Consider the following 23967-nt stretch of genomic DNA (forward strand, 5'->3'; position numbering starts at 1 on the left):
CGATGGATTATCTCGCAAGTCTAGTTTCATTATAAAACCAGATAACGGGAGAGTTCCATGAGATTGAAGGGCAAGGTCGCATTCATCACCGGGGGCAACAGCGGCATTGGCCTCGCAACAGCAAAGTTGTTTGCCGGCGAAGGTGCATGGGTGGTCATCACCGGCCGCAATCAGGCGACGCTGGATGCCGCGGCGAAGGAACTCGGGGCGAATGGACTGGCGATCAACGCTGATGCCAATGACGTGGCGGCGCTCGACAAGGCATTCACTCAAGCCGAAGCGAAGTTCGGCAAGCTCGACATCGTGTTCGCCAACGCGGGCATTGCCGGTAATACGCCGCTCGGCGGCACGTCGCTTGCGGACTTCGAGAAGGTCATCAGAACCAACCTGACGTCAGTTTTTTTCACGGTACAGGCGGCCCTGCCGCATCTCAATGACAACGCCTCGATTATTCTCAACGGTTCCGTCATCAGCGTGCTCGGCAACCCCGGCTACTCGGCTTATGCGGCGACCAAGGCCGGCGTCCGCGCCATGGCGCGCGTGATGGCAAGCGAACTCTCGCCGCGTGGCATTCGGGTGAATGTCGTCGCACCGGGAGCGATCCGCACACCGATCTGGAACGGAGCCGCGCCGACCGCCGGCGCCTTCGCCGCGCTAGAGACGCGGATGTCACGCTCTACACCGCTTGGCCGGATCGGCGAAGTCGACCATATCGCCAAGACCGTGCTGTTCCTTGCATCCGACGATGCCGCGCATGTCCAGGGGCAGGAAATCTTTGTCGATGGCGGCGCAACCGCATTGCCCGCCGGCGCGCCGATCTATCGCGGCTGAGTCTAGACCAGCGACACCATTCCGCCGCCGTGACGCTCCAGCCGTCCTGCAAGTTCAAGCTCAAGGAGGACGGTGCGCACCACGGCTGGCGAGGTGTCGGCCATTCGCACCAGATCGTCGATACCGACAGGCGAGGGGCCAAGCAGGTCGACGATGCGGGTGCGTTCGTCGGCATGCGGTTCTTCGTCAATCGGATCGTCGTCGCGCTCATTGAACGGGAGTTCGACCGGCCGCCCCATGATCGGACGCACCGCGTCGATCACGTCCGCGGCGCACGTCGTCAGCGTCGCGCCCTGTTTGATGAGATCGTTGGTGCCGGCCGCGCGCGGGTCGAGCGGGGAGCCGGGCACCGCAAACACTTCGCGGCCCTGTTCGTTGGCGAAGCGCGCGGTGATCAGCGAGCCGGAGCGATGGGCGGCCTCGACGATAACGACGCCGAGCGACACGCCGGAGATCAGGCGGTTGCGGCGCGGAAAGTCCCGTGCGCGCGGACCGTGGCCGAGCGGCATTTCCGAAATCGCGCCGCTGCCGCTGTCGATCATTTCCAGCAGCAGGTCCTCGTGCTCCGGCGGATAGATCCTGTCATGGCCGCCGGCGAGCACAGCGACCGTTCCGCTCTGGATGGCGATGCGATGCGCAGCCTGATCGATGCCGCGCGCGAGCCCCGACGCGATAATGAATCCGGCGTCGGCCAGTTCGCGCGCCAGCGTCTGCGCAAACTTCAGTCCTGCGCCCGATGCATTGCGCGACCCGACGATACCGATCATCGGCTGCATCTCGATGTCGCGCGCGCCGCGCACACCGAGCAGCGGAGGCGCATCGTCGATCAGCGCAAGACGGGGCGGATAGCCGTCTTCTCCCGGCGCCAGCAGCGCAACCTTCATCTGTTCGCCGCGCGCGATCTCGCTGGCCGCTTCATCATGAGAACAGATACGGGCGGGTTTGGATGCCCCGCCGTGTCTCGCCAGATCGGGCAGGCGGTCGAGCGCAGCACGCGCACTGCCGTAATGGTTGACGAGAGACCGGAACGTCCGCGGCCCGACATTGTCGGAACGGATCAGCCGCAGCCAGTCGATCCGCTGCGCATCGGTCAGCCTGGTTGTTTTGCTGGGTTCTATGTTCACGCCCGCCCCCGGAGAGCGGAATTGTCGCGCAACTTGCCAGCGCGGGCAATCGGGCAGCAGCGGTAAATCTAGCTCTTGCTGCCGATCTTACCTTCAGTCCCGTTCAGCAGGCGCTGGATGTTGGCGCGGTGCATGATCCAGAGCACGACGGTCAGCACCGCGAACAGCAGCGCCAGCGCAGGATGGCCGTCGAAGTAGAGGCCGAACGGTGTCAAGGCGCTCGCGACCAGCGCCGCCAGGGACGAGTAGCGCGACACGAAGGCGACGACCAGCCAGACCGCGCAGAAGGCGAGCGCAGCCGGCCAGAACAGTCCGAGCAGCACGCCGATATAGGTGGCGACGCCCTTGCCGCCCTTGAACTTCAGCCAGATCGGAAACAGGTGGCCGAGGAACGCACCAAAGCCCGCAGCGATCGCCGCGTCCGGTCCGGCGGCATAGCCTGCGGCGATCACGGCGACCGTGCCCTTCAACATGTCGCCGATCAGCGTTGCCGCCGCGAGGCCCTTGCGTCCAGTGCGCAACACGTTGGTGGCACCGATATTGCCGGAGCCGACCGAGCGCAGATCCTGCGTGCCGGCGACCTTCGTCAGGATCAGCCCGAACGGGACCGAGCCGCAGAGATAGCCGAAGGCGAGTGCTAGCAGGAGGGTTCCGATCATTTACACATGCTCGAATACGGTGCGTCCGCTGACGATAGTACGGGCGACACGGCCGGTGAAGCGGGCTTCGTCGAACGGTGTGTTCTTGCATTGCGATTTCAGGTCTGCCGGGTCGAGTACCCAAGGCGTATCGAGATCGATTACGACAATGTCCGCCGGGCTGCCGGCGCGCAGCGAGCCGCCGGGCAGGCCGAGGAGTTCCGCCGGGCGTGTCGACATGGCGCGGATCAGCGTTTTCAATTCGACTTCACCGGAATGGACCAGACGCAGGCCGGCCGACAGCATGGTCTCGAGGCCGATCGCGCCTGGGGCGGCTTCGGCAAACGGCAGGCGTTTGACCTCGACGTCCTGCGGATTGTGGTCCGACATGATGACATCGATGAGACCGGAGGCGATGGCGTCGACCAGTGCAACGCGATCCTGCTCGGTGCGTAGCGGTGGCGACAGTTTCAGGAACGTGCGGTAGGGGCCGATGTCGTTTTCGTTCAGCGTAACGTGATTGATCGAGGCCGATGCGCTGACGGCGAGTCCGTTGTCGCGGGCGCGGTGGAGAACCTCGAGCGATTCGGCGCAGGTCAGCGATGCGGCGTGGTAACGTCCGCCGGTCAGCGCGACGAGTCGCATGTCGCGTTCGAGCATGATGGCTTCCGATGCGGTCGGAATTCCCATCAGGCCACGGCGCGAGGCGAACTCGCCTTCATTCATGACGCCTTCGCCGACCAGATATGGATCTTCGGTGTGATGAACGATCAGCGCATCGAAATCGCGGGCATAAGTCAGCGCGCGGCGCATGACCTGCGCATTGATCACGCTCTTGTCGCCGTCGGTAAAAGCGACGGCACCGGCGGCCTTGAGCAGGCCGAACTCGGTCATCTCTTCACCCTTCATGCCCTTGGTCAGCGCCGCCATCGGATGGATGTTGACGATCGCGGTGTCGCGGGAGCGACGCATGATGAAGTCGACGGTCGCCGAATTGTCGATCACCGGCTTGGTGTCCGGCTGGCAGATCACGGTGGTGATGCCGCCGGCCGCGGCAGCCTGACTGGCGGAGGCGAAAGTCTCGCGGTGGTCCGCGCCGGGCTCGCCGACGAAGGCGCGCATGTCGATCAGGCCGGGGGCGACCACCTTGCCGGCGCAATTAATAATGTCGGTGCCTTCCGGTACGCCGGCGGTGCCGATGCCGCGACGGGCCTCGCGGATCACGCCGTCGGCGATCAATACGTCGCCCGGGCCGTCGAGATCGCGCGCGGGGTCGATCAGGCGGGCGTTGGCGAGCAGAATGGGGCGGCGGTCGGTCAGCATCGTCAATCCCGTCACGCGTTGGGCAGGTTGCGGGCGAGCGCTTCGAGCACTGCCATGCGAACCGCCACGCCCATTTCAACCTGTTCGCGGATCAGCGACTGAGCGCCATCCGCCACGATCGAGTCGATTTCCACGCCGCGGTTCATCGGCCCCGGATGCATCACCAGTGCGTCCGGCCTGGCATAGGAGAGCTTTTTCTGGTCGAGGCCGTAATAGTGAAAGTACTCGGAGCTTGAAGGAACGAACGAGCCGTTCATGCGCTCGCGCTGCAGGCGCAGCATCATGACGATGTCCGCGCCCTCAAGGCCTTCGCGCATGTCACGTGCGACCTCGACGCCCATGCGCTCGATGCCCGGTGGCAGCAGCGTGGAGGGCGCAACCACGCGGACGCGCGCGCCCATGGTGTTGAGGAGCAGGATGTTGGAGCGCGCGACGCGCGAATGCAGCACATCGCCGCAGATCGCCACCAGCAGCCCTTCGAGCCGCCCCTTGTTGCGGCGGATCGTCAGCGCGTCGAGCAGCGCCTGGGTCGGATGCTCATGCGCGCCGTCGCCGGCATTGATCACCGAGCCGTCCACCTTCTGGGCGAGCAGTTCCACCGCGCCGGAGGCGTGGTGCCGCACCACCAGAATATCCGGGTGCATGGCGTTCAGCGTCACCGCAGTGTCCATCAGCGTCTCGCCCTTGCGGATCGAGGACGAGGACACCGACATGTTCATGACGTCGGCGCCGAGGCGCTTGCCGGCGATCTCGAACGACGATTGCGTGCGGGTGGAGGCTTCGAAGAACAGGTTGACCTGGGTGCGGCCGCGCAGGTTGGTGCGCTTCTTGTCGACCTGCCGGTTGACCTCGACATATTCTTCCGAGAGGTCGAGCAGGCCGGTGATATCGGCCACGGAAAGGCCCTCGATGCCCAGCAGATGCCGGTGATCGAGGACAAAAGACGATTTCGATGCAAGGGTCATTAAAGCCAAAGCTATAGGCAGAGTTGGACAGGGGAGCAAGGGCGATTTCCCGCGCCGGACATACTCTCCCCAACCTGTGACCGTGTAGGGTAAATGGCAGGCAACAAAGCCGGGACATATTTTCGGGATGAGATCGGTATCAGCGGCGATCGTTGGATTTTCGATGTTGTCGGCGGCTGTTTCCGTCGCCGCCGCTCAGCCGTTGCCGGGCGATTTCGTGTTCCTCCGCGATGCCGACCCGACCATTCTTCAGGACATCCGCTATGCGGGTTCGAACAATTTCGTTGGCCGCCCGCTCAAGGGGTATGAGGCCGGGGAGTGTATCGTCACCCGCAAGGTCGCCGCCGCGCTGACGCGGGTGCAGCGCGATCTCGCATCCCGTGGCCTGTCTCTGAAGATGCTCGACTGCTATCGCCCGCAGCGCGCGGTCGATGACATGTACGCCTGGGCGCAGGACGGCCGGGAGACAGCCGCACAACGTCGCTACAATCCGAAGATGAGCAAGGCGGATTTGTTCCGGCGCGGCTACATCGTCAGACACTCAGGTCATTCGACCGGCAAGGCAGTCGATCTGACGCTGGTGCAACTGCCGGCGGCGAAGGTGCCTCCGTTCGATCCCAATGCCGGGTTTGCCGATTGCACCGCACCGGAGGGCCTGCGAACGCCGGAGGGCAGCGTCGACATGGGCACGGGCTACGATTGCTCCGACGCGAAGGCCCATACCGCCTCAAAGGCTATCACGCGGCATCAGCGCAAATGGCGCGATACGCTGGTTTCGGCGATGACGCGGCAAGGTTTCGTCAACTTCCGGCTGGAATGGTGGCACTTCGCGCTGCCGGGTGGCGCCAACGTGGCGTACGATTTCCCGGTGACGAAACGGCGCTAGGTCATGGCCGCAGGCAGGTTTCGGCATACATTGTGCCGATCACAGGGACGTTGAGGCCGATGACAGAGCTCCGACACGAGACCCGCGAAGTCTTCAACCAGTCGACCCCGTTCGAGGACGTCGATCTGTTTATGACCGACCGGCCACTGGTCGACGCCGTCGCGGCCAATGGCGGCAAGGACGCGATCGCGGAATTGTCCGAGTTCGGCAGGCATTGGGGATCGGCGGCGATGGCCCAGCGCGGCCGCCTCGCCAACGAGAATACACCGAAGCTGAAGCTGTTCGACTCGCGAGGTTATCGCCGTGATGAGGTCGAGTTTCATCCGGCCTATCACGAGTTGATGGCGCACAGCGCGCACGCTGGAATTCACAACTCGACGTGGAACGAAAAAGGCGAGGCGGCTGGCGGCGCATCCGAAGTGCTCCGCGCTGCGAAATTCTTCATCGCAGCGCAGGTCGAGACCGGACATCTGTGTCCGATCACCATGACCCGCGCCGCGGTCGGTGCATTGTCGACCGATCCGGCATTGCGCGCCAAGGTGATGCCCGTGCTCGGCAAGCGCTCTTATGATCCGGCCTTCGCGCCGTGGTGGGACAAACGCGGCATGACCATGGGCATGGGCATGACCGAGAAGCAGGGCGGCACCGACGTGCGCGCCAATATCACCCGCGCGGTGCGCGACGGCGACGCCTATCGCATCACCGGGCACAAATGGTTCATGTCGGCGCCGATGTGTGATGCGTTTCTGGTGCTGGCGCAGGCCGAAGGCGGATTGACCTGTTTCTTCATGCCGCGCTTCGCGCCGGACGGCAGCATCAACGGTATCCATTTTCAGCGACTGAAGGACAAGCTCGGCAACCGCTCCAATGCGTCATCCGAAGTTGAGTTCGACAATGCCTATGCTCTGCGGCTCGGCGAGGAGGGGCGCGGCATCCCGACGATCATCCAGATGGTGTCGCTGACGCGGCAGGATTGCGCGACGGCGTCCGCCGGCCTGATGCGCTCGGGCCTTGCACATGCACTGCATCACGCCCGTCAGCGCAGCGTGTTCCAGAAGCATCTGGCAGATCAGCCGCTGATGAAAAGCGTGCTTGCTGACATGGCGTTGCATGTCGAGACCTCGACCGCGCTGGTGATGCGGCTATGCCGGTCGTTCGACCGCGCGCCGTCGGACAAGGCTGAAGCCGCGTATATGCGGCTGCTGACGCCGGTGGTGAAATACTGGACCTGCAAGAGCGCGCCGGGATTTCTCTACGAGGCGATGGAGTGCATGGGCGGCAACGGCTACGTCGAGGAAGGAATTCTCGCGCGGCACTATCGCGAGTCGCCTGTCAATGCGATCTGGGAAGGCTCGGGCAACGTGATGTGCCTCGATGTCTTGCGCGCGCTCTCGCGCGAGGGTGAGGCGGCGATCACGGTATTGCTGGATCTGGCGGCACTGACGAGGGACTTGCCGGGCGCGGCCGAAGCTGTCGCCTTCATCGCCAAGACCTTTCGCGAGCCTGACGTCGAGCGGGTTGCGCGTCGCGCGGTGGAGAAACTGGCGCTGGTCGCGGCGACGGCGGCGCTCAATGAGATATCGCCGAAACATGCGGAGCTGTTCGCGGTAACGCGTCTGGCCGAAGACCATGGCAGTATGTACGGCGCGGTCGATCTTGCTGACGCCGATATTCGTGGTCTTCTCGACCGGGCGCTGCCCGCATGATGCGCGTCCGTTTCATGAAAGCCTGCAGATGACATCGCTGGAAAATCCCGCCGATCCGATCGAAACCGTGACGGCGGCGAAACCGCCGCGTATCTGGAAATTCTGGGGCACGCTGCTGTGGGGGCTGTTTGCGTTCACGGCGATGTTTCTCGGGCAGATCACCGTGGTGGCGTATGTCATCACGACCAGTGAGGGCGCCCTCGATATCGCATCGCTGAAAGCCCTGCTCGCTAACGGCACGACGATTTCGCTGTCCGTCATCATGGGGCTGCCTGCGGTGATTGCGGCGCTATGGATCGCGATCCGCATCTCGCGCACGCCGTTCGCGGATTATCTCGCGCTGCGGTGGCCGGGCTGGAAAAACCTGCTGATCGGGATCGGCAGTCTCATCGTTCTGATCTTCGCGTGGGATCTGCTGTCGAAAAGCATCGGCCGCGATGTTGCGCCCGGCTTCATGGGGGACGTGTTGAAGTCGGCGCGTGCCGACAACGCGTTGTGGCTTTTGGTGCTGGCATTCTGCGTCGGCGCACCGATCACGGAGGAGTTTTTCGCGCGCGGTTTTTTGTATCGCGGCTGGTCGGAATCGTTCCTGCGCCCGGTCGGGGCCATCATCCTGTCGTCGCTGGTGTGGACAGCGATGCATCTGCAGTACGATCTGTTCTTTCTCGGCGAAGTATTCTCGATCGGCCTGCTGCTCGGCTATCTGCGTTACCGCAGCAACTCGACCTGGCTGACGGTGATCGTCCACGGCATCAACAATCTCGCCGCGACATTGCAGACGATCTGGCTCACCGGGCATTCCTGACCGGGATCACGCCACGAGGGCGATGAACACCGGCATGGTCAATACGGCGAGGGCGGTCTGGATCGTCAGGGTTTCCGCGACCAGCAATGCGTCGCCGCCCATCTGCCGCGCGAGCACATAAGCGCTCGACGCCGTCGGCACCGACGAGCAGCAGGCGACGATCGCCAGATTGACGCCGGTGAGACCGAAGGCATGGCCGAGGCTGATCGCCATCACCGGCATCAGGATCAGTTTCAGGAAAATCGCGACAATGGCCGCGGGGGGCGGGCGCAGCACGCCCTTGAGTTGCAATCCTGCGCCGACCACGAGAAGCCCAAGCGCCAGCGACGACCGGCCGAGCGCGTCGGTGAGATCGTTGATCCACGCGGGTAGCGCCACGCCCGACAGGTTGAGCGTCAGCCCGATGACGCAAGCCCAGATCAGCGGGTTTTGGGCGATGGTCAGCAGAATGCGCGGCCATGACAGGCGGGTCGGTGCGGCAAAATGGGCGAGCACCCAGACGCAGACGATGTTGAGCAGCGGAATCATCGCGACCATCGCCACCGAGGCGAGCGTGAGGCCCATGTCTCCATAGAGATTTCCCGCGACTGCCAGCGCGACGTAGGTCTGCCAGCGGCATGAACACTGAAACAGCGATGAAAAGGTTGGACCGTTGAGGCCTAGATGTTTCTGCAGCAACGGCCTCAGCAGCAGGCACAGCGCCATCATCAGCATCACAGCGATCAGCAACGCGCCGCCGACGCCGGCGACGGGCACGCCGGTGAGTTTGGCGCGGGCGAGCGTCTGGATCAGCAGCGCCGGAAACAGCACGTAATAAACCAGCCGCTCCAGGCCGACCCAGTGCGCTTCGTCCTTGAGCAGGACGCGTCGCAATCCGAATCCGATCACGATCAGCAGGAAAACCGGGAGCAGGGCAGCGGCGACGGCGAACATCGGTCAGGTATCCCCGGCGGATTTACGCAGCGCCGTGAGCCGGTCCAGCGCGCCCTGCAGAATGAAGATCGCGGCGTGCTCGTCGATCACTTTGGCCCGCTTGGCGCGGCTCATATCCATCCCGATCAGTTCGCGCTCGACCGCCACCGTGGACAGCCGTTCGTCCCACAGGCCGATGGCGAGATCCGTGAGCCTGGAAAAATTGCGGGCGAAGGCGCGGGTCGATTGGGCACGCGGGCCTTCGCTGCCGTCCATGTTGATCGGAAGGCCGAGGATGAACCCGGCCACGTTGCGCTCGGCCCCAAGTACCAGCAGTCGCGCGGCGTCTGCTGTGAAAGTCTTGCGCTGGATGGTTTCGATGCCGGTGGCGAGCCTGCGGTCCGGATCGGATACGGCCACGCCGATGGTCTTGGTGCCGAGATCGAGGCCGATCAGGGCGCCACGAGGTGGCCAGTGTGCAGCGGCTTCGGTCAGCGGTAATATTGGCGCGGGCATGGCCCGCTTATCATCGGCGGGCGAGGCGATGTAAAGCGGGGAGACGACATGGATGGCCTGACATTGTTCGGCCTGTTCGCGGTCACGGCGATGCTTGTCTGCTATGCGCTCGAAGACAGACATCCCCTGTATATCCTCGGATTTGCAGCCGCCTGCGCGCTGGGCTCGGCCTACGGCTTTCTGCAAGGCGCCTGGCCGTTCGGCGTGGTCGAAGCGATCTGGGCGGTGGTCGCCCTGCGGCGCTGGTCATCCCGGCGTCTGGTTTCCGCCTGAACGGGCAACCAACGTCGCATTGTCATGCGCGCTCCGGCTTGCCAGAACGCCGGTGCAAGAGACGAGAGGAACGGATGATGTGGCCGAATCGCAGACTGCTCGACCTTTTCAAGATCGAGGTTCCGATTGTCCAGGCGCCGATGGCCTCCGCGATGGACGCCGAACTGGTCATTGCGGCGAGCGAAGCCGGCGCGCTCGGATCGCTGCCGTGTGCGACGATCTCCGCCGAGAAGGCGCGCGAGCAAGTCGGCATCATCCGGCAACGCGTCAGCGCGCCCCTCAACATGAATTTCTTCAGCCACACGCCGGTTGCTGCCGATCCGGCACGCGATGCCGGATGGCGCAAGCGCCTCGCGCCTTACTACAAAGAACTCGGCCTTGATCCGGGAGTCGTCGTGCAGGGCGCCAATCGTGCGCCGTTCGACGCAACGATGTGCGCGCTGGTCGAGGAATTGAAGCCCGAGATCGTAAGCTTTCATTTCGGACTGCCCGACAAGGATATGCTGCGGCGGGTGAAGGCGGCCGGCTGCATCGTGGTCGGATGCGCCACCACCGTGAAGGAAGCGGTCTGGCTCGAAAACAACGGAGTCGATGCCGTGATCGCGCAGGGCGCGGAGGCCGGCGGTCATCGCAGCATGTTCCTCACCGACAACATCGCATCTCAACCTGGCACGATGTCTCTCGTGCCGCAGGTGGTGGATGCGGTGCGCGTTCCGGTGATTGCGGCTGGCGGCATCGCCGACGGGCGGGGCATCGCGGCGGCCTTCGCGCTAGGCGCGGCGGGCGTGCAGATCGGGACCGCCTATCTGCGGACGCCGGAGTCGAAAGTCAGTGCGCTGGCGCAGGCCGCACTTGCCCAGGCGGACGACAGTTCGACCGCCATCACGAATGTCATGACGGGACGTCCAGCACGCGGTGTCATCAACCGCGTGATGGCGGAGATCGGCCCGGTTTCACCTGACGCACCGGCCTTTCCCCATGCGGCGACGGCGTTCGCGCCGCTCAAGGCGGCGGCGGAGAAAGCAGGAAAGACGGATTTCACCAATCTGTGGGCCGGTCAGTCGGTCGCGCTCGGCCGCGACATGCCGGCTGCGGATCTGACGCGGGCGCTGGCAAGCGCGGCACTCCATCGTCTGAAACAACTTTCGGAATAAAGCAGGGCAAGCGGGGTTCCATCGACGGAACTGACCGGATCAATCCGATCCCCTTGTAAAGCTCACGCGATCCGGGCATCTAGCGCCCGGTCGCGCGACGGAATCTCCTGTTGAACAGCCACATCAAGACCGACTTCGAGGGTCGCGAAGCCATTCGCTGCGTTCAGCAGCTTGGCATGCTCAAGTTATGGGAACGCCTGAAAGGTACTGCAGCGCTGCCGCAGGCCGCGGCGGTTCAAGAACACGATCTTGAGCGGCTGCGTGAGAAGCTGATGCTGCTCGATGTAGAGTGGCATGATGGCGCGCCGCGCTACCCGATCCGCTATCAGGGCTCCGATTTCGACCGGATGCATAACCGTAACTGCGTCGGTCTGCTTCTGAACGAGGTGATGGCGCCGGCCGTGCGCGAGCGCGGTCTGAAAACCTACCGGCAGGTCGTGGAGTGTCAGACGCCGGCGTTCAACTCGACGCCGGTGCGGGGCGAGGACGGCGCGATCGTGAATTATGAGCGGTTGCTCCTGCCGTTCACGCGTTCGGGGCAAGACGTGGAGCAGATCTACTGCGTGATCACGCTGTTTACGGAAGATAATCTGTCACCCTTCGTGACCATGAGCTCGTCGGCGTCGCAAGGCAGCTGATTTCGCGCCACTCTTCAGTTGGCTCCATCTCACAAGTCGTTGAACAAACGCAGCAAATTTTCCTGTCGTGACCTTTTCTCTCCAATTGAAGTTGGCGATTCCGCGCGAAATGCTCTATAGGGCGGGCTGAATTGAGCCGCCGTCCGGAGTTTCTTGAATATGTCAGTCGATGCAGCCACCGTCCGCCGGATCGCGCATCTTGCGCGTATCGCGGTCAAGGAGGACGAGGTGTCTCACCTTCAGGGCGAACTGAATGCGATGCTGGCATTCGTCGAACAACTGTCGGAAGTGAATGTCGAGAACGTCGAGCCGATGACCTCGGTGATTCCGATGGAGATGAAGAAGCGCAAGGACGTCGTCAACGACGGGGAGATTCCCGACAGGATTCTCGCCAATGCGCCGGCTACCGAGGATCATTTCTTTCTGGTGCCGAAAGTCGTCGAATAAGGTCCGGTTGCGAGGTCGCCGCCATGTGCCTGCTGTGCGAAGACGAAAAGGCCTACAAAGCCTACATGGACTATCTCGATGCCATGGAGCGTCGGGGCAATGCCGCCGATCCCGACAAGGCGATGGATGCGGCGGCAGCGGCCATGATGGCTTCGGGCAAGGACGTTGCCGACACCGCCCTCTCTACTCATTTTCCGGCGGCGCCTGCGCCGCGTTCTCCTTTCTCCTGCGATCCGGTTGATGAATGACTGATCTGACTGCTCTTTCGCTTGCCGACGCCCGCGAGGGTCTCGTTAAGAAATCCTTCACGTCGCTCGAATTGACCGACGCCCATCTGGTGGCGATGGAAAAGGCGCGTGTGCTGAACGCCTATGTGCTCGAGACGCCGGATCAGGCGCGGGCGATGGCGCGCGCCGCGGACGAGCGAATTGCGAAAGGCGAGGCCGGCAATCTCGAAGGGCTTCCGCTCGGTATCAAGGATCTGTTCGCGACCAGGGACGTCCGCACCACGGCGTGCTCGAAGATTCTCGGCGATTTCAAGCCGCAGTATGAATCCACAGTGACGTCCCAACTCTGGCGCGACGGCGCAGTGATGCTCGGCAAACTCAACAACGACGAATTCGCGATGGGTTCGTCGAACGAGACCTCGGCATTCGGACCGGTCATCAACCCGTGGCGGCGGGAAGGCTCCGACGTCAATCTCGTTCCGGGCGGCTCGTCCGGCGGCTCGGCGTCCGCGGTCGCCGCCAGCCTGTGTCTCGGTGCGACCGGCACCGACACCGGCGGCTCGATCCGCCAGCCCGCGGCCTTCACCGGCATCGTCGGCGTCAAACCGACCTACGGGCGTTGCTCGCGCTGGGGCATCGTCGCGTTCGCGTCGTCGCTCGATCAGGCCGGGCCGTTCGCGCGTACCGTGCGCGATACCGCGATCCTGATGCGGTCGATGGCAGGCCACGATCCGAAGGATACGACATCTGTCGATCGTCCGGTCCCCGACTATGAGGCGGCGATCGGACAATCGGTCAAGGGCATGAAGATCGGCATTCCGAAGGAGTACCGGCTCGACGGCATGTCCGGCGAGATCGAGGCACTGTGGGGGCAAGGCGCAGAATGGCTGAAAGCCGCCGGCGCCGAGCTTGTCGAGGTTTCGTTGCCGCACACCAAATACGCGCTGCCAGCCTATTATGTTGTCGCGCCTGCGGAGGCCTCGTCGAATCTCGCGCGTTATGACGGCGTGCGTTATGGCGCGCGGGTCAACGGCCGCAACATCGCCGAGATGTACGAGAACACCCGAGCCGCAGGCTTCGGGCCGGAGGTCCGCCGCCGCGTGATGATCGGCACCTATGTGCTATCGGCGGGTTACTACGACGCCTACTACTTGCGCGCGCAGAAGGTCCGCACCCTGATCAAGAAGGATTTCGAGGACTGCTTTGCCAAAGGCGTTCAGGCGATCCTGACACCGGCGACGCCGTCGGCGGCATTCGGCATCGGAGAGAAAGGCCAGGCCGATCCGGTCGAGATGTATCTCAACGACATCTTCACGGTGACGGTGAACATGGCGGGCTTGCCGGGTATCGCGGTGCCGGCCGGCAAGGACGGGCAGGGATTGCCGCTGGGGTTGCAACTGATCGGGCGGCCGTTCGAGGAGGAAACGCTGTTTTCGCTCGGCGAGGTCATCGAGCAGGCGGCGGGAAACTTCACGCCGAAAAACTGGTGGGCGTGAGCGGCGCGAACGCGTTCGGCCGGCACGTCGGCAGGGTCGCGGATTAACCACGATACCGGGGGTTGAACGGCGACCGCCGGTTGCATTGGTCAAAAATCGCCGGGTGGGCGATAGTATCCGATCGGGACGGTGGTGATCGATGCGTTCGGCGCGAACTTCTCTCAGTGTGATGGCGGTGTGCGGCGTGCTGCTCGGCTGTGCGTCGATTCAGAATGCACCGGTCAATATCCCGGGTGATCCTGAGACGCTCGCCAACAGGCTGGAGCTTAGCTTCAAGGAAGAAGCCATCGCGGACGATATCGTCGTTGGCCTCTCATTCTCGGGGGGCGGCACCCGGGCAGCCGCGTTTTCCTTTGGTGTTCTGTCCGAGATGGAGCGGATTCCGCTTCGCGGCACCGGCGGGCCGATGATCGATCGGGTCGATTTCATTTCCGGTGTGTCGGGCGGCGCGGTGACAGCCGCTTACTATGGGTTGAAAAAGCGCGCGGCGCTGGCCGACTTCCGCGAGAAATTCCTGCTCCGCAATGCGGAAGAGGGGCTGCAGACCGACCTGTCACTGGCGACACTGCCGCGGGCCTTCGCCGGCGGCATCAATGACTCGACCGGCTTTCCGCGCTGGCTCGATGCCAATCTTTTCCACGGCGCCACCTTCGGGCAATTCCGCGCTGCTGGACGTCCGCGCGTGTGGATCAACGCATCGGACATCTACAACCGCACGCCGTTCGTGTTCGGTGCGACCGCCTTCCGCGCCATGTGCAGCGACCTGTCGGAATACCCTCTCGCAAGCGCCGTCGCCGCCTCGGCCGCGGTTCCTGTCGCTTTTGCACCGGTGGTGATCGAGACCTTCCCCAACAAGTGCAAGGTCCCGTTGCCTCCCTGGATCGTCAAGGCGCGCGACAATCCCAATGCACCGCCGATGCTCAATGCATTCGCTCGGGCGATCAGCCGTTATCACGATGGCTCGATCCCTTACATCAAGCTGCTCGATGGCGGGCTGGTCGACAACTACGGACTGTCCGGTTTCACCATCGCGCGCCTGTCCTCGGACACGCCCTACGGCCCGCTCACGCCGACCCAGGCGGTGAAGCTGAGGCGCGCGCTGTTCCTCGTGGTGGACGCCAAAACCGCTGTCGCAGGCAACTGGGTCAATACGGTTGAGGGTCCGAGCGGCGTCGATCTGGTGAAGGCGGCGGTCGACACCACCATCGATGCCAGCGTCGCCGGAAGTTTCACCGCGTTCGACACCACGATGACGGACTGGCAATCGGCGCTGGTGCGCTGGCGGTGCGGCCTGTCGGCCGCCGATCGCAAGCGCTACGGCGCGCCCGCGAACTGGAATTGTCGCGACCTCAAGTTTTTCGTCGGCCGGCTTGGCTTCGATCAGCTCGATCGGGCGCGGGCGGCAGAGCTGGAGGCGATCCCGACCCGGTTCCGGCTGCCGCCGCAGCAGGTCGACGATATCATCGCCGCCGGGCGTGACGCATTGCGCGTCAATCCGACCTTCCGCAGCTTCGCTGCCAGCCTGTGACCGGTGCTTGGAGGGGTTTTCTCACCCTCCCGGCCGGGGTAAAAGCCGCCTCATGAACGTAACCGTCAATCCGAAGAAACTCATCAAGGGCGCGACCGGCGACTGGGAAATGGTCATCGGGCTGGAAGTCCATGCCCAGGTGACCTCGAACTCCAAGCTGTTTTCGGGGGCGTCGACCGAATTCGGCGGCGCGCCGAACGACCACGTGTCGCTGGTGGACGCCGCCATGCCCGGAATGCTGCCGGTCATCAACGAGGAGTGCGTCGCACAGGCGGTCCGCACCGGCCTCGGTCTCAAGGCGCAGATCAATCTGAAGTCGACCTTCGACCGGAAGAACTACTTCTATCCGGACCTGCCTCAGGGCTACCAGATCAGCCAGTTCAAGTCGCCGATCGTCGGCGAGGGCGTCGTCACCGTCGACATCAGCGACGGCGAGACCATCACGGTGGGCATCGAGCGCCTCCATCTCGAACAGGATGCCGGCAAGTCGCTGCACGACCAGCACCCGACGATGTCGTTCGTCGATCTCAACAGGTCGGGCGTCGCGCTGATGGAGATCGTGTCCAAGCCCGATATCCGCTCGTCGGAGGAGGCGAAGGCCTACGTCACCAAGCTGCGCACCATCCTGCGCTATCTCGGCACCTGCGACGGCGACATGGAGAAGGGCAGCCTTCGCGCGGACGTCAACGTTTCGGTGCGCAAGCCCGGCGATCCCCTCGGCACTCGCTGCGAGATCAAGAACGTCAACTCGATCCGGTTCATCGGCCAGGCGATCGAATATGAAGCACGCCGCCAGATCGGCATTCTGGAAGATGGCGGTGTCATCGAGCAGGAAACCCGGCTCTACGATCCGAACAAGGGCGAGACGCGGTCGATGCGCTCCAAGGAGGAGGCGCACGACTATCGTTACTTCCCCGATCCGGATTTGCTGCCGCTCGAGTTCACCCAGGCCTATGTCGATGGCCTGAAAGCGGAATTGCCCGAACTGCCGGACGAAAAACGTGCGCGCTTTGCCGCCGAGTTCGGCCTGACGCCCTACGACGCCAGCGTGCTGGCAAGCGAGCGCGAGAGTGCGGACTTCTACGAGACCGTGCTGTCGAAGCTCGCTGACAAGGTTCGCGACGGCAAACTCGCGGCCAACTGGGTCATCAACGAGTTGTTCGGCCGGCTCAACAAGGAAGGGAAGGACATCGTCTCTTCCCCGGTGTCGGCGGACCAGCTTGCCGCGATTGTCGATCTGATCGGGGAGAAAACCATCTCCGGCAAGATCGCCAAGGACCTGTTCGAGATCATCTGGGCCGAAGGCGGCGACCCGCGTGCCGTTGTCGAGGCGCGCGGCATGAAGCAGGTCACCGATCTGGGCGCGATCGAGAAGGTGGTGGACGACATTGTCGCCGCCAATCCGGACAAAGTCGCGCAAGCGAAGGAGAAGCCGGCTTTGATCGGCTGGTTCGTCGGTCAGGTGATGAAGTCGTCCGGCGGCAAGGCCAACCCGCAGGCAGTGAACGATCTGCTGAAGGCCAAACTCGGCATCTGACGCGCGCGTGAATGCAAAATCGGTCTCCGGTTTTGTCCGCCGCACGCCGGACGCGGATGCGCTCGACCCGATTTTTGACTCGATGATGAACGCGCGCCGCTGCCGAAATGCGCCGCGCATGGTTCGCAAAGTCGCTGGCGGCGCGCGAATCAGATTTCCGGAAACGACCCGAAAAGTTTCCCTTTGCGATCGGCGATCGGGAAAAAAGCAAAAAATCCAAAAAATAATTTCGTTGCCAAATTTCGCGACTCAGAGTCCGCGAAACGTGTTTTTTGATCGGTGTCGCTCATCGCGTTGTGCGGCGGTATCGTCGATTGCTTGAGTGCGCGAATGCAAGATAGAGGCGCAGTACAAGCGTTTCTTTGAATTTCGCGATCGCGCGTTTCGAAGTTTCAATGAAGACCGCGTCGTGTCGCGAACGTCTCTTGCGAAGCCGGCGATCGGCGCTCGCGATGCGCATCGTGCCTCATGCGTCAACACTTCCTTAAGCGGGACGCTGTTTTTTTGAACGTGTTGGTGTAATCCGGTTGAAGTGCATTTCGATTCCCGAGTGCACACAGCGATTAAGCCATCTCACTAACTTAGGAGGGCAACATGGCCAAGAAAGCGAAGAAGGCGAAGAAGGCGAAGAAAGCGAAGTCGGCAGTGAAGAAGACTGCGAAGAAGACCCGCAAGGTCGCCAAGAAGAAGAAGTAAGGCTTCGCCTTACGGAATTGTCGGCAACTTTATGCCGGCAACGTCAGGTGAGCCGCCAGCATCGTCCGTTCTCGAAACGGATTTGAACCGGGCGGCTCGGGTTGACGATAGAGGGTGTCGGCGAGACATCAGGCGAGACGGTCGGATCGCCATCAGGACGGGGCAACCCGGTTCGGTAATGGTTCGGCAGAAAAGCGGAAGTGCTTTTCGTTCGTTGCGGAACTTGAATTCCGCAATTTCGGCGGATCGATTGTCCGGTTGAAATCTCTGCTCTGACGTGTTCACCGACGCCCTCGTTCCACCGGCTGCTCCGTGCAGCCGTCAGAACGAGGCCTTGTCCCGTTCAGCCGGCCGATAAGATTCCCGGCCGCCACTCTCTCTTAATTCCCAGACACCAATTCCGGACCGCCGATCGGCGCGACCTGATCTTATACCGCGCTGTTGTCGCGATGGTTATCACCGCATCAAACACCACGGTGAATCGATTTTCACGATTGCCGAAAACCCTTGCGAATGGCTGGTTTTCGAGATCGTGCCCGCCGCGCACCCTTTCCTTATTCACGTTCGATTCATCGCGATATTTAAACTGCTCTTCAAATTTTACGGGTCAGATGATCGCAACAAGCCGGCAAACGGCGAGGCGAATTTCAGGCGCGTTATCAGAGAGACAGGAGCCGCATCCGGACATCCGGTGTGGCCAGAGATGGAGAGACAGGATGTTCCAGGAACTGATCGAGACCGCGGCGGCGATGCCGGCGGAAACTTGTGCGAGCGGCGATGTGCTGTTCGATCTCGGCATGATGTTTTCGACCGGCCGCTCGGGCATGGTCGATCTCGTGGCCGCACATAAGTGGTTCAATCTGGCCGCGCTGAAGGGCAGGGTGGACGCTCTCCCGCTGCGTCGGGAAATCGCGGAACTGATGTCCGAGGAGCAGATCGCGATGGCCCAGCGCGAAGCACGGGCGTGGATGACGATGCACTGACCGTTCTGCCGGTCAGATGTAGCGTTGTTGCAATCAAACCGGCGGTGCAAGTGGCGGAGACGGAGGGATTCGAACCCTCGATACCCTTTTCAAGGTATGCTCATTTAGCAAACGAGTGCCTTCAGCCGCTCGGCCACGTCTCCATCGACGCCCGATATGCCTGACACGGGGGTGAGCCGCAAGCTCCGATTCCCCTTGTCGTTGTCGAATTTTTTCCCGGCACGGGCCGCACACATTGCGGCGAATTAACGAGAACCGGCGAGCGGTAAGGTCACGGCACGTCTGCTGCGCGACACGTCGTCAGCGACGGAAACTCCCGCAATCGGGAATCCAAATAGTCATTTAAATACCGTCACTTGCTGCGCTGCGGCACGTCGTCGCGTGGCATGAAAGTGACGTTTGAAATGTCTCTTTGCTTTTCATCCAGGTGTCATCGAACTCGGCCGGCTCTGATGTAGGTCGCGTCTTGAGGGCGTGGAATTCCATGCCGTCCCCTGACGGACCGTCCGGCGCGCAATTCAGCGCAACCCGGCGCGAGACGGCAGTTGGCAGAAAAGGGTCAACGCAGACCGGCAAGGGGCACGATGCGATCTGCATCTGCAAAGCCGGGGACCCAAGTGAACTCACTGGAGGTGTTATGACTATTGTGACTATGACGAAAAGCTTCATCCTCGGGTCGGCGGCGGGCCTGATCGCGATGTCGGGGGCTGGCGCGGCGGATCTTCCCCTCAAGGCCAAGGCAGTTGAATACGTAAAGGTCTGTTCCCTTTACGGCTCTGGATTTTTCTACGTTCCCGGCACGGACACCTGCATCAAGCTTGGCGGCTATCTGCGCTCCGATCTGACGATTCACGGCGGCACCCACCACAATCCGTACTGGAACGGCGCAGGCGGCGCGGGTGGCCGGGACGCCAACGGATTCAACTGGCGTTCGCGCATGGCGGTCACGATCGACACCCGTACCGCGACCGAATACGGCGTGGTCCGCACCTTTGGCCAGGGCGATTGGCAGTGGTCGACCGGCGATGTACCCGGCGGCGGCGCGTTTGCTCTCGAGCATGCGTTCGTGCAGTTCGCGGGCTTCACCTTCGGCAAATCCGCATCAGCCTATTCGACGCCATGGAACGGCGGACCGGGCAACAACACGTCGTATCTGATCGGCGGCAACGACACGAGCACCGGCGTCAACAACGTTCAGTATACCTTCGACTTCGGCAACGGCCTGTCGGCCAGCCTCGGTGTCGACGAGCCGATCGCCTACGATCGTACGGTTCTGGGTAATCTGGGTGCGTTCGGTTCTCCGACGCCAGCGGTTCTCGGCACCGTTGGCAACGGATATGGCGGACAAGATGTTCCCGACTTCGTCGGCAGAATCAGGCTCGATCAGGCTTGGGGTCTGGTCCAGCTGTCGGGCGCGGCCCATCAGCTCAATGCTGCGTACTACGGCGCGAACGAACTCACAGGCCACCCCGATAATGAATGGGGTTTCGCGGTTCAGGGTGCGTTGGAACTTCGTAACCTGCCGACGGGGCCTGGCGACCGGTTGCGGCTGGATGCCACCTATGCCGATGGCGCCACGCGCTATGTGATTGCGACCAGCGGCACGTCTCCAAGCTTCGCGATGTTCGATTCGGGGAGTGGCGTGGCTTATCAGGGCGTCGGCTTCGGCTTCACTTCTGATGGCCTCTACGGTGTCGGCTCGAACATTGAGAAGACCCGGGCGTGGGGCCTGCGCGGCGCCTATACCCACAACTGGAATCGCTATTGGCAGACTGATCTCTTCGGCAGCTACTCGTCGGTGAACTACAATGAAACCGCGAGCACGATGTACTGCGCCGGTTATCGCGCCCGCGTTGCCGGAGCCTATGGCTGCGATCCGGACTTCAACATCTACCAGGTCGGTCTGCGCACCGGCTGGACTCCGGTCAAGAACCTGACGCTGAGCGCTGAAGTCATGTACGCGTTCCTCGATCAGAGCTTCGATGGGGCGGCCGTCATGTCGCCGGGCGGCGTGAAGCCGACTGCGGTCTATTCCTTCGGGGATCAAGGCACGACATCGGTCAATTTCCGTATTCAGCGGAACTTCTGACCATTCGCCAAGCCGAAAGTTCCGGTGAGAAATCGCCGGGACTTTCGGTCTGTTTTCGCCCGGACTCGCCAGTATTGTGCGTCAGCAAGCCGGGGCGTGATTCGGGGCATTCCGGGCCCGATTCAACGCAGAGCGACGGGCATCAGATTTTGGGCGTGTTTACGCCACAAAGTGGAACCGAGTTGAAAAGTAATTAAATTCAGTAGGTTGCGAGCTTTTGATGACGCCGTCTGAGTGTTATTTGTGCAACACATATTTGAAAACGGCAGGAACTGCACGCTTCTGTCACGGTCCTTTGTTGCGCCTTTAGGGTCCTTGGGTAATTGTGGCCTTGCGACGGAGGGGGGCATCCCGAGGTCGTCCCGTTTGGGGGTTTCGCTTAAGTCGCTCGCGTTTGTGCGGGAGTGTCCGAAAGCGCGAAGCGACCAGGCGGTCCACGGGGATCAGGGAACCATACCTCAGGTGTCATTTGCACCAGCGGGCCGGAAACCTTCCCTACACAGAGCAACTTGGAGGTTTTATGAGCAAGATTAAGAGCCTTATCCTGGGTTCGGCGGCGGGTCTCGTCGCGATCGCCGGGGCACAGGCAGCTGATCTTCCGTTGAAGGCCAAAGCGGTCGAATACGTGAAGGTTTGTTCCCTGTACGGCGCCGGTTTCTACTACATCCCCGGCACTGACACCTGCATCAAGCTGGGCGGCTACCTGCGTTTCGACGCCAACTATCATGGCGGCGTTTACGACGCTCCGTTCTGGAGCTTCCAGAATGGTGCCAACACCCGCGACGTGAACCAGCTCAACATGCGTTCTCGTATGGCTGTCACGATCGACACCCGCACCGCGACCGAGTACGGCGTTGTCCGCACCTTCGGTCAGGGTGACTGGCAGTGGTCGACCGGCACTGACGTTCCCGGCGGCGGTTCGTTCGCCCTCGAAAACGCCTTCGTGCAGTTCGCTGGCTTCACCTTCGGTAAGTCGGCTTCGGTCTACGCGACGCCATGGCATGGGTATCCGGGCAACAACACCTCGTTCCTGCTCGGCGGCGAAGACTCCGTCACCGGCGTGAACAACATCCACTACACCTTCGACTTCGGCAACGGCTTCTCGGCCAGCCTCGGTGTTGACGAAGGTATTGCCTTCGACCGCACGACTGTGGCTAACCTCGCCGCTGGTGGTATCACCAACACCGGCCTGAACACCGTCAACGGTTACGGCGGCCAGGACGCTCCTGACTTCGTTGGTAACTTGAAGCTCGATCAGGCCTGGGGTCTCCTCCAGGTGTCGGGTGCCGCTCACCAGATCCGCACCGGCTACTATGGTGCGACTGAAGTGTTTGGCCATCCGGAAAGCGAGTGGGGCTTCGCAGTGATGGGTGCCATCGAACTGCGCAACCTGCCGACGGGCCCGGGCGACTACCTGCGCTTGGATGCGTCGTATGCTGATGGCGCCACCAAGTACGTCATCGCGACCTCGGGTGCTTCGCCGTCGTTTGGCATGATCAACGGCAATACCGTTGGTTTCGGCCTGACCTCTGACGCCGTGTTCGGCGGCATCGGCGGTATTGGCAATGGCGACGTGCAGAAGACCCAGGCTTGGGGTATCCGCGGTGCGTACGCGCACAACTGGAACCCCTACTGGCAGTCGAGCGTGTTCGGCAGCTACTCGCAGGTTCGCTATAACGGCGACGCTGCGGCCCTGTACTGTGCAGCCTACGGTGCGACCGTTGCTGGTCTCGGCGCGACCTATGGTTGTGATCCGGACTTCAACATCGCTCAGGTCGGTTTCCGCACCGTCTGGACCCCGGTCAAGAACCTCGCTCTGTCGGCTGAAGTCCAGCACGTCATGCTCGACACCGGCTTCACCGGAACGACCGCTGGTGCTTACACCGTCGGTACCAAGGTTCTGCCGGTCGCCAACTTCGGCGACGTGCACACCACCTCGGTCAACTTCCGCATTCAGCGGAACTTCTGATCGGTCTCGCCTCACGGCGATACCCATCTAGACCAGAAACCCCCGGCAGAAATGCCGGGGGTTTTTTGTTGTGCGAATCGCGCTCGCGAAAACGAGGAATCGGGGCGACGAGTGTCCCAGGCGTGGTACAGCTCATAACGTTGCACGAGCATTGCCCCGGAGCGACGCCGCAGTCGTCATGATGCGTCGCTGAACGGGGGCCGATACCACGCGTTCCGCCAATAGCCGGCTCTCATCCCGAACTCTGAATATCGAGCCGCCTTGGATGAGAAGCGCCGTCACGCCACGCGGTATTCGTGGCGGGGGAAGCCTCAATCGCAGCGGGCGCAGAAAGCCCTAATTCGGCCGATGGTCGGAGCATCGGCGAGCAGGGGCGCATGTCCTTCGTCCGCCACCTCGACGAGGTCGATATCCGGTCGCCGGGCCTGCATGTCGCGGACGCCCTGTGGCGACAGCAGATCGGACAGGCCGCCATGGATCAGCATCAGCGGCAGACCGGCGAGCTTGTCGAACAACTCCCAGATCGCCGGCAACGGTGTTTCTGGCGTGATCGCGGCAAAGCCGTCGGCCAGCCGGGGATCGTAGGTGCGGACCAGGCCATCGCCGGTTTCGCGGAAGGCGCGGCGCGCCCATGCCATCCATTGTGCGTCGGTGAGCGATGGAAACACCGGGCTGAAGAGATCCTTGAGTCCGCTGGCGGCTTCATTCCATGTCTTTCGCGCGGGCGGGTCGGTGATATAGCCCTTGATCTTCATCAGGCCGTCCATCTCAAGTACAGGACCGATGTCATTGAGAATAACACCGGCCAGAAGCTCCGGCTGTGCGGCGGCCAACGCCATCGAGATGATGCCGCCACGTGAGGTGCCGAGCAGGATCGCGCGATCGATGCCCGCCGCGGCGGCTATCGCCAGCACGTCGCCCATTTCCACAGGCACCGCGTATTTTGCCGGGTCTGGATCGTAGTCGGACAGGCCGCGCCCGCGGTAATCGATCGCCACCACGCGCCGCGGCATTTTCGGATCCTCCGCCAGCGCCTGCGCAATCTCTTCGAAATCGTCGGTGGTGCGGGTCAGGCCCGGAAGGCACAACACCGGCAGGGCCGGGCCCGTTTCAGGGCCGATCACGCGCCCATGCAGCTTGAGACCGTCTGCCGATTTGCAAAAGAGATCGCGAAACTGCTGGCTGGACATGAATGCTGTACCCTCTGTTGGATTCTCGTACCGA

The 23967-nt window shown here is 62.5% G+C and carries 22 protein-coding genes and 1 tRNA gene; 15 read left to right on the top strand and 8 right to left on the bottom strand.

Going from position 1 to position 23967, the window contains the following annotated elements; translation table 11 throughout:
* Positions 1 to 57 precede the first annotated feature (57 nt).
* Complete coding sequence (locus ASC80_RS05150) at positions 58 to 831, top strand: SDR family NAD(P)-dependent oxidoreductase (RefSeq protein ID WP_056293484.1); 774 nt, start codon at positions 58 to 60, stop codon at positions 829 to 831.
* A 2-nt stretch (positions 832 to 833) separates the two neighbouring features.
* On the opposite strand, the gene dprA is transcribed toward ASC80_RS05150, so the two are convergent.
* The 4 genes from dprA to ASC80_RS05170 form a co-directional block, all read right to left on the bottom strand.
* Positions 834 to 1955 carry a DNA-processing protein DprA gene (dprA, locus tag ASC80_RS05155; protein WP_056293486.1) on the bottom strand — a complete coding sequence of 374 codons (1122 nt, stop codon included), beginning with the start codon at positions 1953 to 1955 and terminating at the stop codon, positions 834 to 836.
* A gap of 68 nt (positions 1956 to 2023) precedes the next feature.
* Complete coding sequence (gene plsY, locus ASC80_RS05160; protein WP_056293489.1) at positions 2024 to 2614, bottom strand: glycerol-3-phosphate 1-O-acyltransferase PlsY; 591 nt, start codon at positions 2612 to 2614, stop codon at positions 2024 to 2026.
* Complete coding sequence (locus tag ASC80_RS05165; RefSeq protein WP_056293491.1) at positions 2615 to 3916, bottom strand: dihydroorotase; 1302 nt, start codon at positions 3914 to 3916, stop codon at positions 2615 to 2617.
* 11 nt (positions 3917 to 3927) lie between these two features.
* The gene (locus ASC80_RS05170) at positions 3928 to 4881 is read right to left on the bottom strand and encodes an aspartate carbamoyltransferase catalytic subunit (RefSeq protein ID WP_056293494.1); all 954 of its coding nucleotides are present in this window, start codon (positions 4879 to 4881) and stop codon (positions 3928 to 3930) included.
* A 127-nt stretch (positions 4882 to 5008) separates the two neighbouring features.
* On the opposite strand from ASC80_RS05170, the gene ASC80_RS05175 reads away from it, so the two are divergent.
* From ASC80_RS05175 to ASC80_RS05185, 3 genes are read left to right on the top strand one after another with little or no spacing between them, the layout of a single operon-like run.
* Entirely contained in the window at positions 5009 to 5767 is a 759-nt protein-coding gene (locus ASC80_RS05175) for a M15 family metallopeptidase (RefSeq protein WP_056293495.1), read from the top strand.
* Between the two features lie 59 nt (positions 5768 to 5826).
* Positions 5827 to 7473, top strand: coding sequence for an acyl-CoA dehydrogenase family protein (locus tag ASC80_RS05180; RefSeq protein WP_056293497.1), 1647 nt, complete (start codon positions 5827 to 5829; stop codon positions 7471 to 7473).
* Positions 7474 to 7501: 28 nt separating this feature from the next.
* Entirely contained in the window at positions 7502 to 8278 is a 777-nt protein-coding gene (locus ASC80_RS05185) for a CPBP family intramembrane glutamic endopeptidase (protein WP_056295637.1), read from the top strand.
* 6 nt (positions 8279 to 8284) lie between these two features.
* On the opposite strand, the gene ASC80_RS05190 is transcribed toward ASC80_RS05185, so the two are convergent.
* Together ASC80_RS05190 and ruvX are read right to left on the bottom strand one after the other, a co-directional pair.
* The gene (locus ASC80_RS05190) at positions 8285 to 9211 is read right to left on the bottom strand and encodes an AEC family transporter (RefSeq protein ID WP_056293499.1); all 927 of its coding nucleotides are present in this window, start codon (positions 9209 to 9211) and stop codon (positions 8285 to 8287) included.
* 3 nt (positions 9212 to 9214) lie between these two features.
* Positions 9215 to 9706, bottom strand: coding sequence for a Holliday junction resolvase RuvX (gene ruvX, locus ASC80_RS05195; RefSeq protein ID WP_056293501.1), 492 nt, complete (start codon positions 9704 to 9706; stop codon positions 9215 to 9217).
* A 48-nt stretch (positions 9707 to 9754) separates the two neighbouring features.
* Between ruvX and ASC80_RS05200 the strand changes: the two genes are divergently transcribed.
* The 9 genes from ASC80_RS05200 to ASC80_RS05240 all read left to right on the top strand — a co-directional run bounded on the left by ASC80_RS05200 (position 9755) and on the right by ASC80_RS05240 (position 18685).
* Positions 9755 to 9979 carry a hypothetical protein gene (locus ASC80_RS05200; RefSeq protein ID WP_056293504.1) on the top strand — a complete coding sequence of 75 codons (225 nt, stop codon included), beginning with the start codon at positions 9755 to 9757 and terminating at the stop codon, positions 9977 to 9979.
* 77 nt (positions 9980 to 10056) lie between these two features.
* The gene (locus tag ASC80_RS05205; RefSeq protein ID WP_056293506.1) at positions 10057 to 11133 is read left to right on the top strand and encodes an NAD(P)H-dependent flavin oxidoreductase; all 1077 of its coding nucleotides are present in this window, start codon (positions 10057 to 10059) and stop codon (positions 11131 to 11133) included.
* A gap of 110 nt (positions 11134 to 11243) precedes the next feature.
* Positions 11244 to 11771, top strand: a complete 528-nt coding sequence (locus ASC80_RS05210; RefSeq protein WP_056293508.1) for a PAS domain-containing protein — start codon at positions 11244 to 11246, stop codon at positions 11769 to 11771.
* A gap of 159 nt (positions 11772 to 11930) precedes the next feature.
* On the top strand, positions 11931 to 12218 hold the full coding sequence (gatC, locus tag ASC80_RS05215; protein WP_056293511.1) for an Asp-tRNA(Asn)/Glu-tRNA(Gln) amidotransferase subunit GatC: 288 nt from the start codon (positions 11931 to 11933) through the stop codon (positions 12216 to 12218).
* Positions 12219 to 12241: 23 nt separating this feature from the next.
* Positions 12242 to 12466: a hypothetical protein gene (locus tag ASC80_RS05220; RefSeq protein WP_056293514.1), complete on the top strand. Its 225-nt coding sequence runs from the start codon at positions 12242 to 12244 to the stop codon at positions 12464 to 12466.
* The gene (gene gatA, locus ASC80_RS05225) at positions 12463 to 13941 is read left to right on the top strand and encodes an Asp-tRNA(Asn)/Glu-tRNA(Gln) amidotransferase subunit GatA (RefSeq protein WP_056293517.1); all 1479 of its coding nucleotides are present in this window, start codon (positions 12463 to 12465) and stop codon (positions 13939 to 13941) included. Before ASC80_RS05220 ends, gatA begins: the two co-directional genes overlap by 4 nt.
* A 139-nt stretch (positions 13942 to 14080) precedes the next feature.
* Positions 14081 to 15469, top strand: coding sequence for a patatin-like phospholipase family protein (locus ASC80_RS05230; RefSeq protein ID WP_056293518.1), 1389 nt, complete (start codon positions 14081 to 14083; stop codon positions 15467 to 15469).
* Between the two features lie 52 nt (positions 15470 to 15521).
* Positions 15522 to 17006 (top strand): Asp-tRNA(Asn)/Glu-tRNA(Gln) amidotransferase subunit GatB, encoded by a 1485-nt coding sequence (gatB, locus tag ASC80_RS05235; RefSeq protein WP_056293521.1) that lies wholly within the window; start codon positions 15522 to 15524, stop codon positions 17004 to 17006.
* Between the two features lie 1412 nt (positions 17007 to 18418).
* Complete coding sequence (locus ASC80_RS05240) at positions 18419 to 18685, top strand: SEL1-like repeat protein (RefSeq protein ID WP_056293524.1); 267 nt, start codon at positions 18419 to 18421, stop codon at positions 18683 to 18685.
* A gap of 51 nt (positions 18686 to 18736) precedes the next feature.
* Here ASC80_RS05240 and ASC80_RS05245 read toward each other — a convergent pair.
* A tRNA-Ser gene (locus ASC80_RS05245) sits at positions 18737 to 18828 on the bottom strand.
* A gap of 503 nt (positions 18829 to 19331) precedes the next feature.
* On the opposite strand from ASC80_RS05245, the gene ASC80_RS05250 reads away from it, so the two are divergent.
* Both ASC80_RS05250 and ASC80_RS05255 read left to right on the top strand, forming a co-directional pair.
* Entirely contained in the window at positions 19332 to 20774 is a 1443-nt protein-coding gene (locus ASC80_RS05250; RefSeq protein ID WP_200941168.1) for a porin, read from the top strand.
* Between the two features lie 520 nt (positions 20775 to 21294).
* The gene (locus tag ASC80_RS05255; RefSeq protein WP_056293530.1) at positions 21295 to 22743 is read left to right on the top strand and encodes a porin; all 1449 of its coding nucleotides are present in this window, start codon (positions 21295 to 21297) and stop codon (positions 22741 to 22743) included.
* A 311-nt stretch (positions 22744 to 23054) separates the two neighbouring features.
* Here the strand turns inward: ASC80_RS05255 and ASC80_RS05260 are convergent, their stop codons facing one another.
* Positions 23055 to 23933 carry an alpha/beta fold hydrolase gene (locus ASC80_RS05260; protein ID WP_056293533.1) on the bottom strand — a complete coding sequence of 293 codons (879 nt, stop codon included), beginning with the start codon at positions 23931 to 23933 and terminating at the stop codon, positions 23055 to 23057.
* Positions 23934 to 23967: the final 34 nt, after the last annotated feature.

Source organism: Afipia sp. Root123D2, from assembly GCF_001425835.1.
GTDB lineage: Bacteria > Pseudomonadota > Alphaproteobacteria > Rhizobiales > Xanthobacteraceae > Afipia.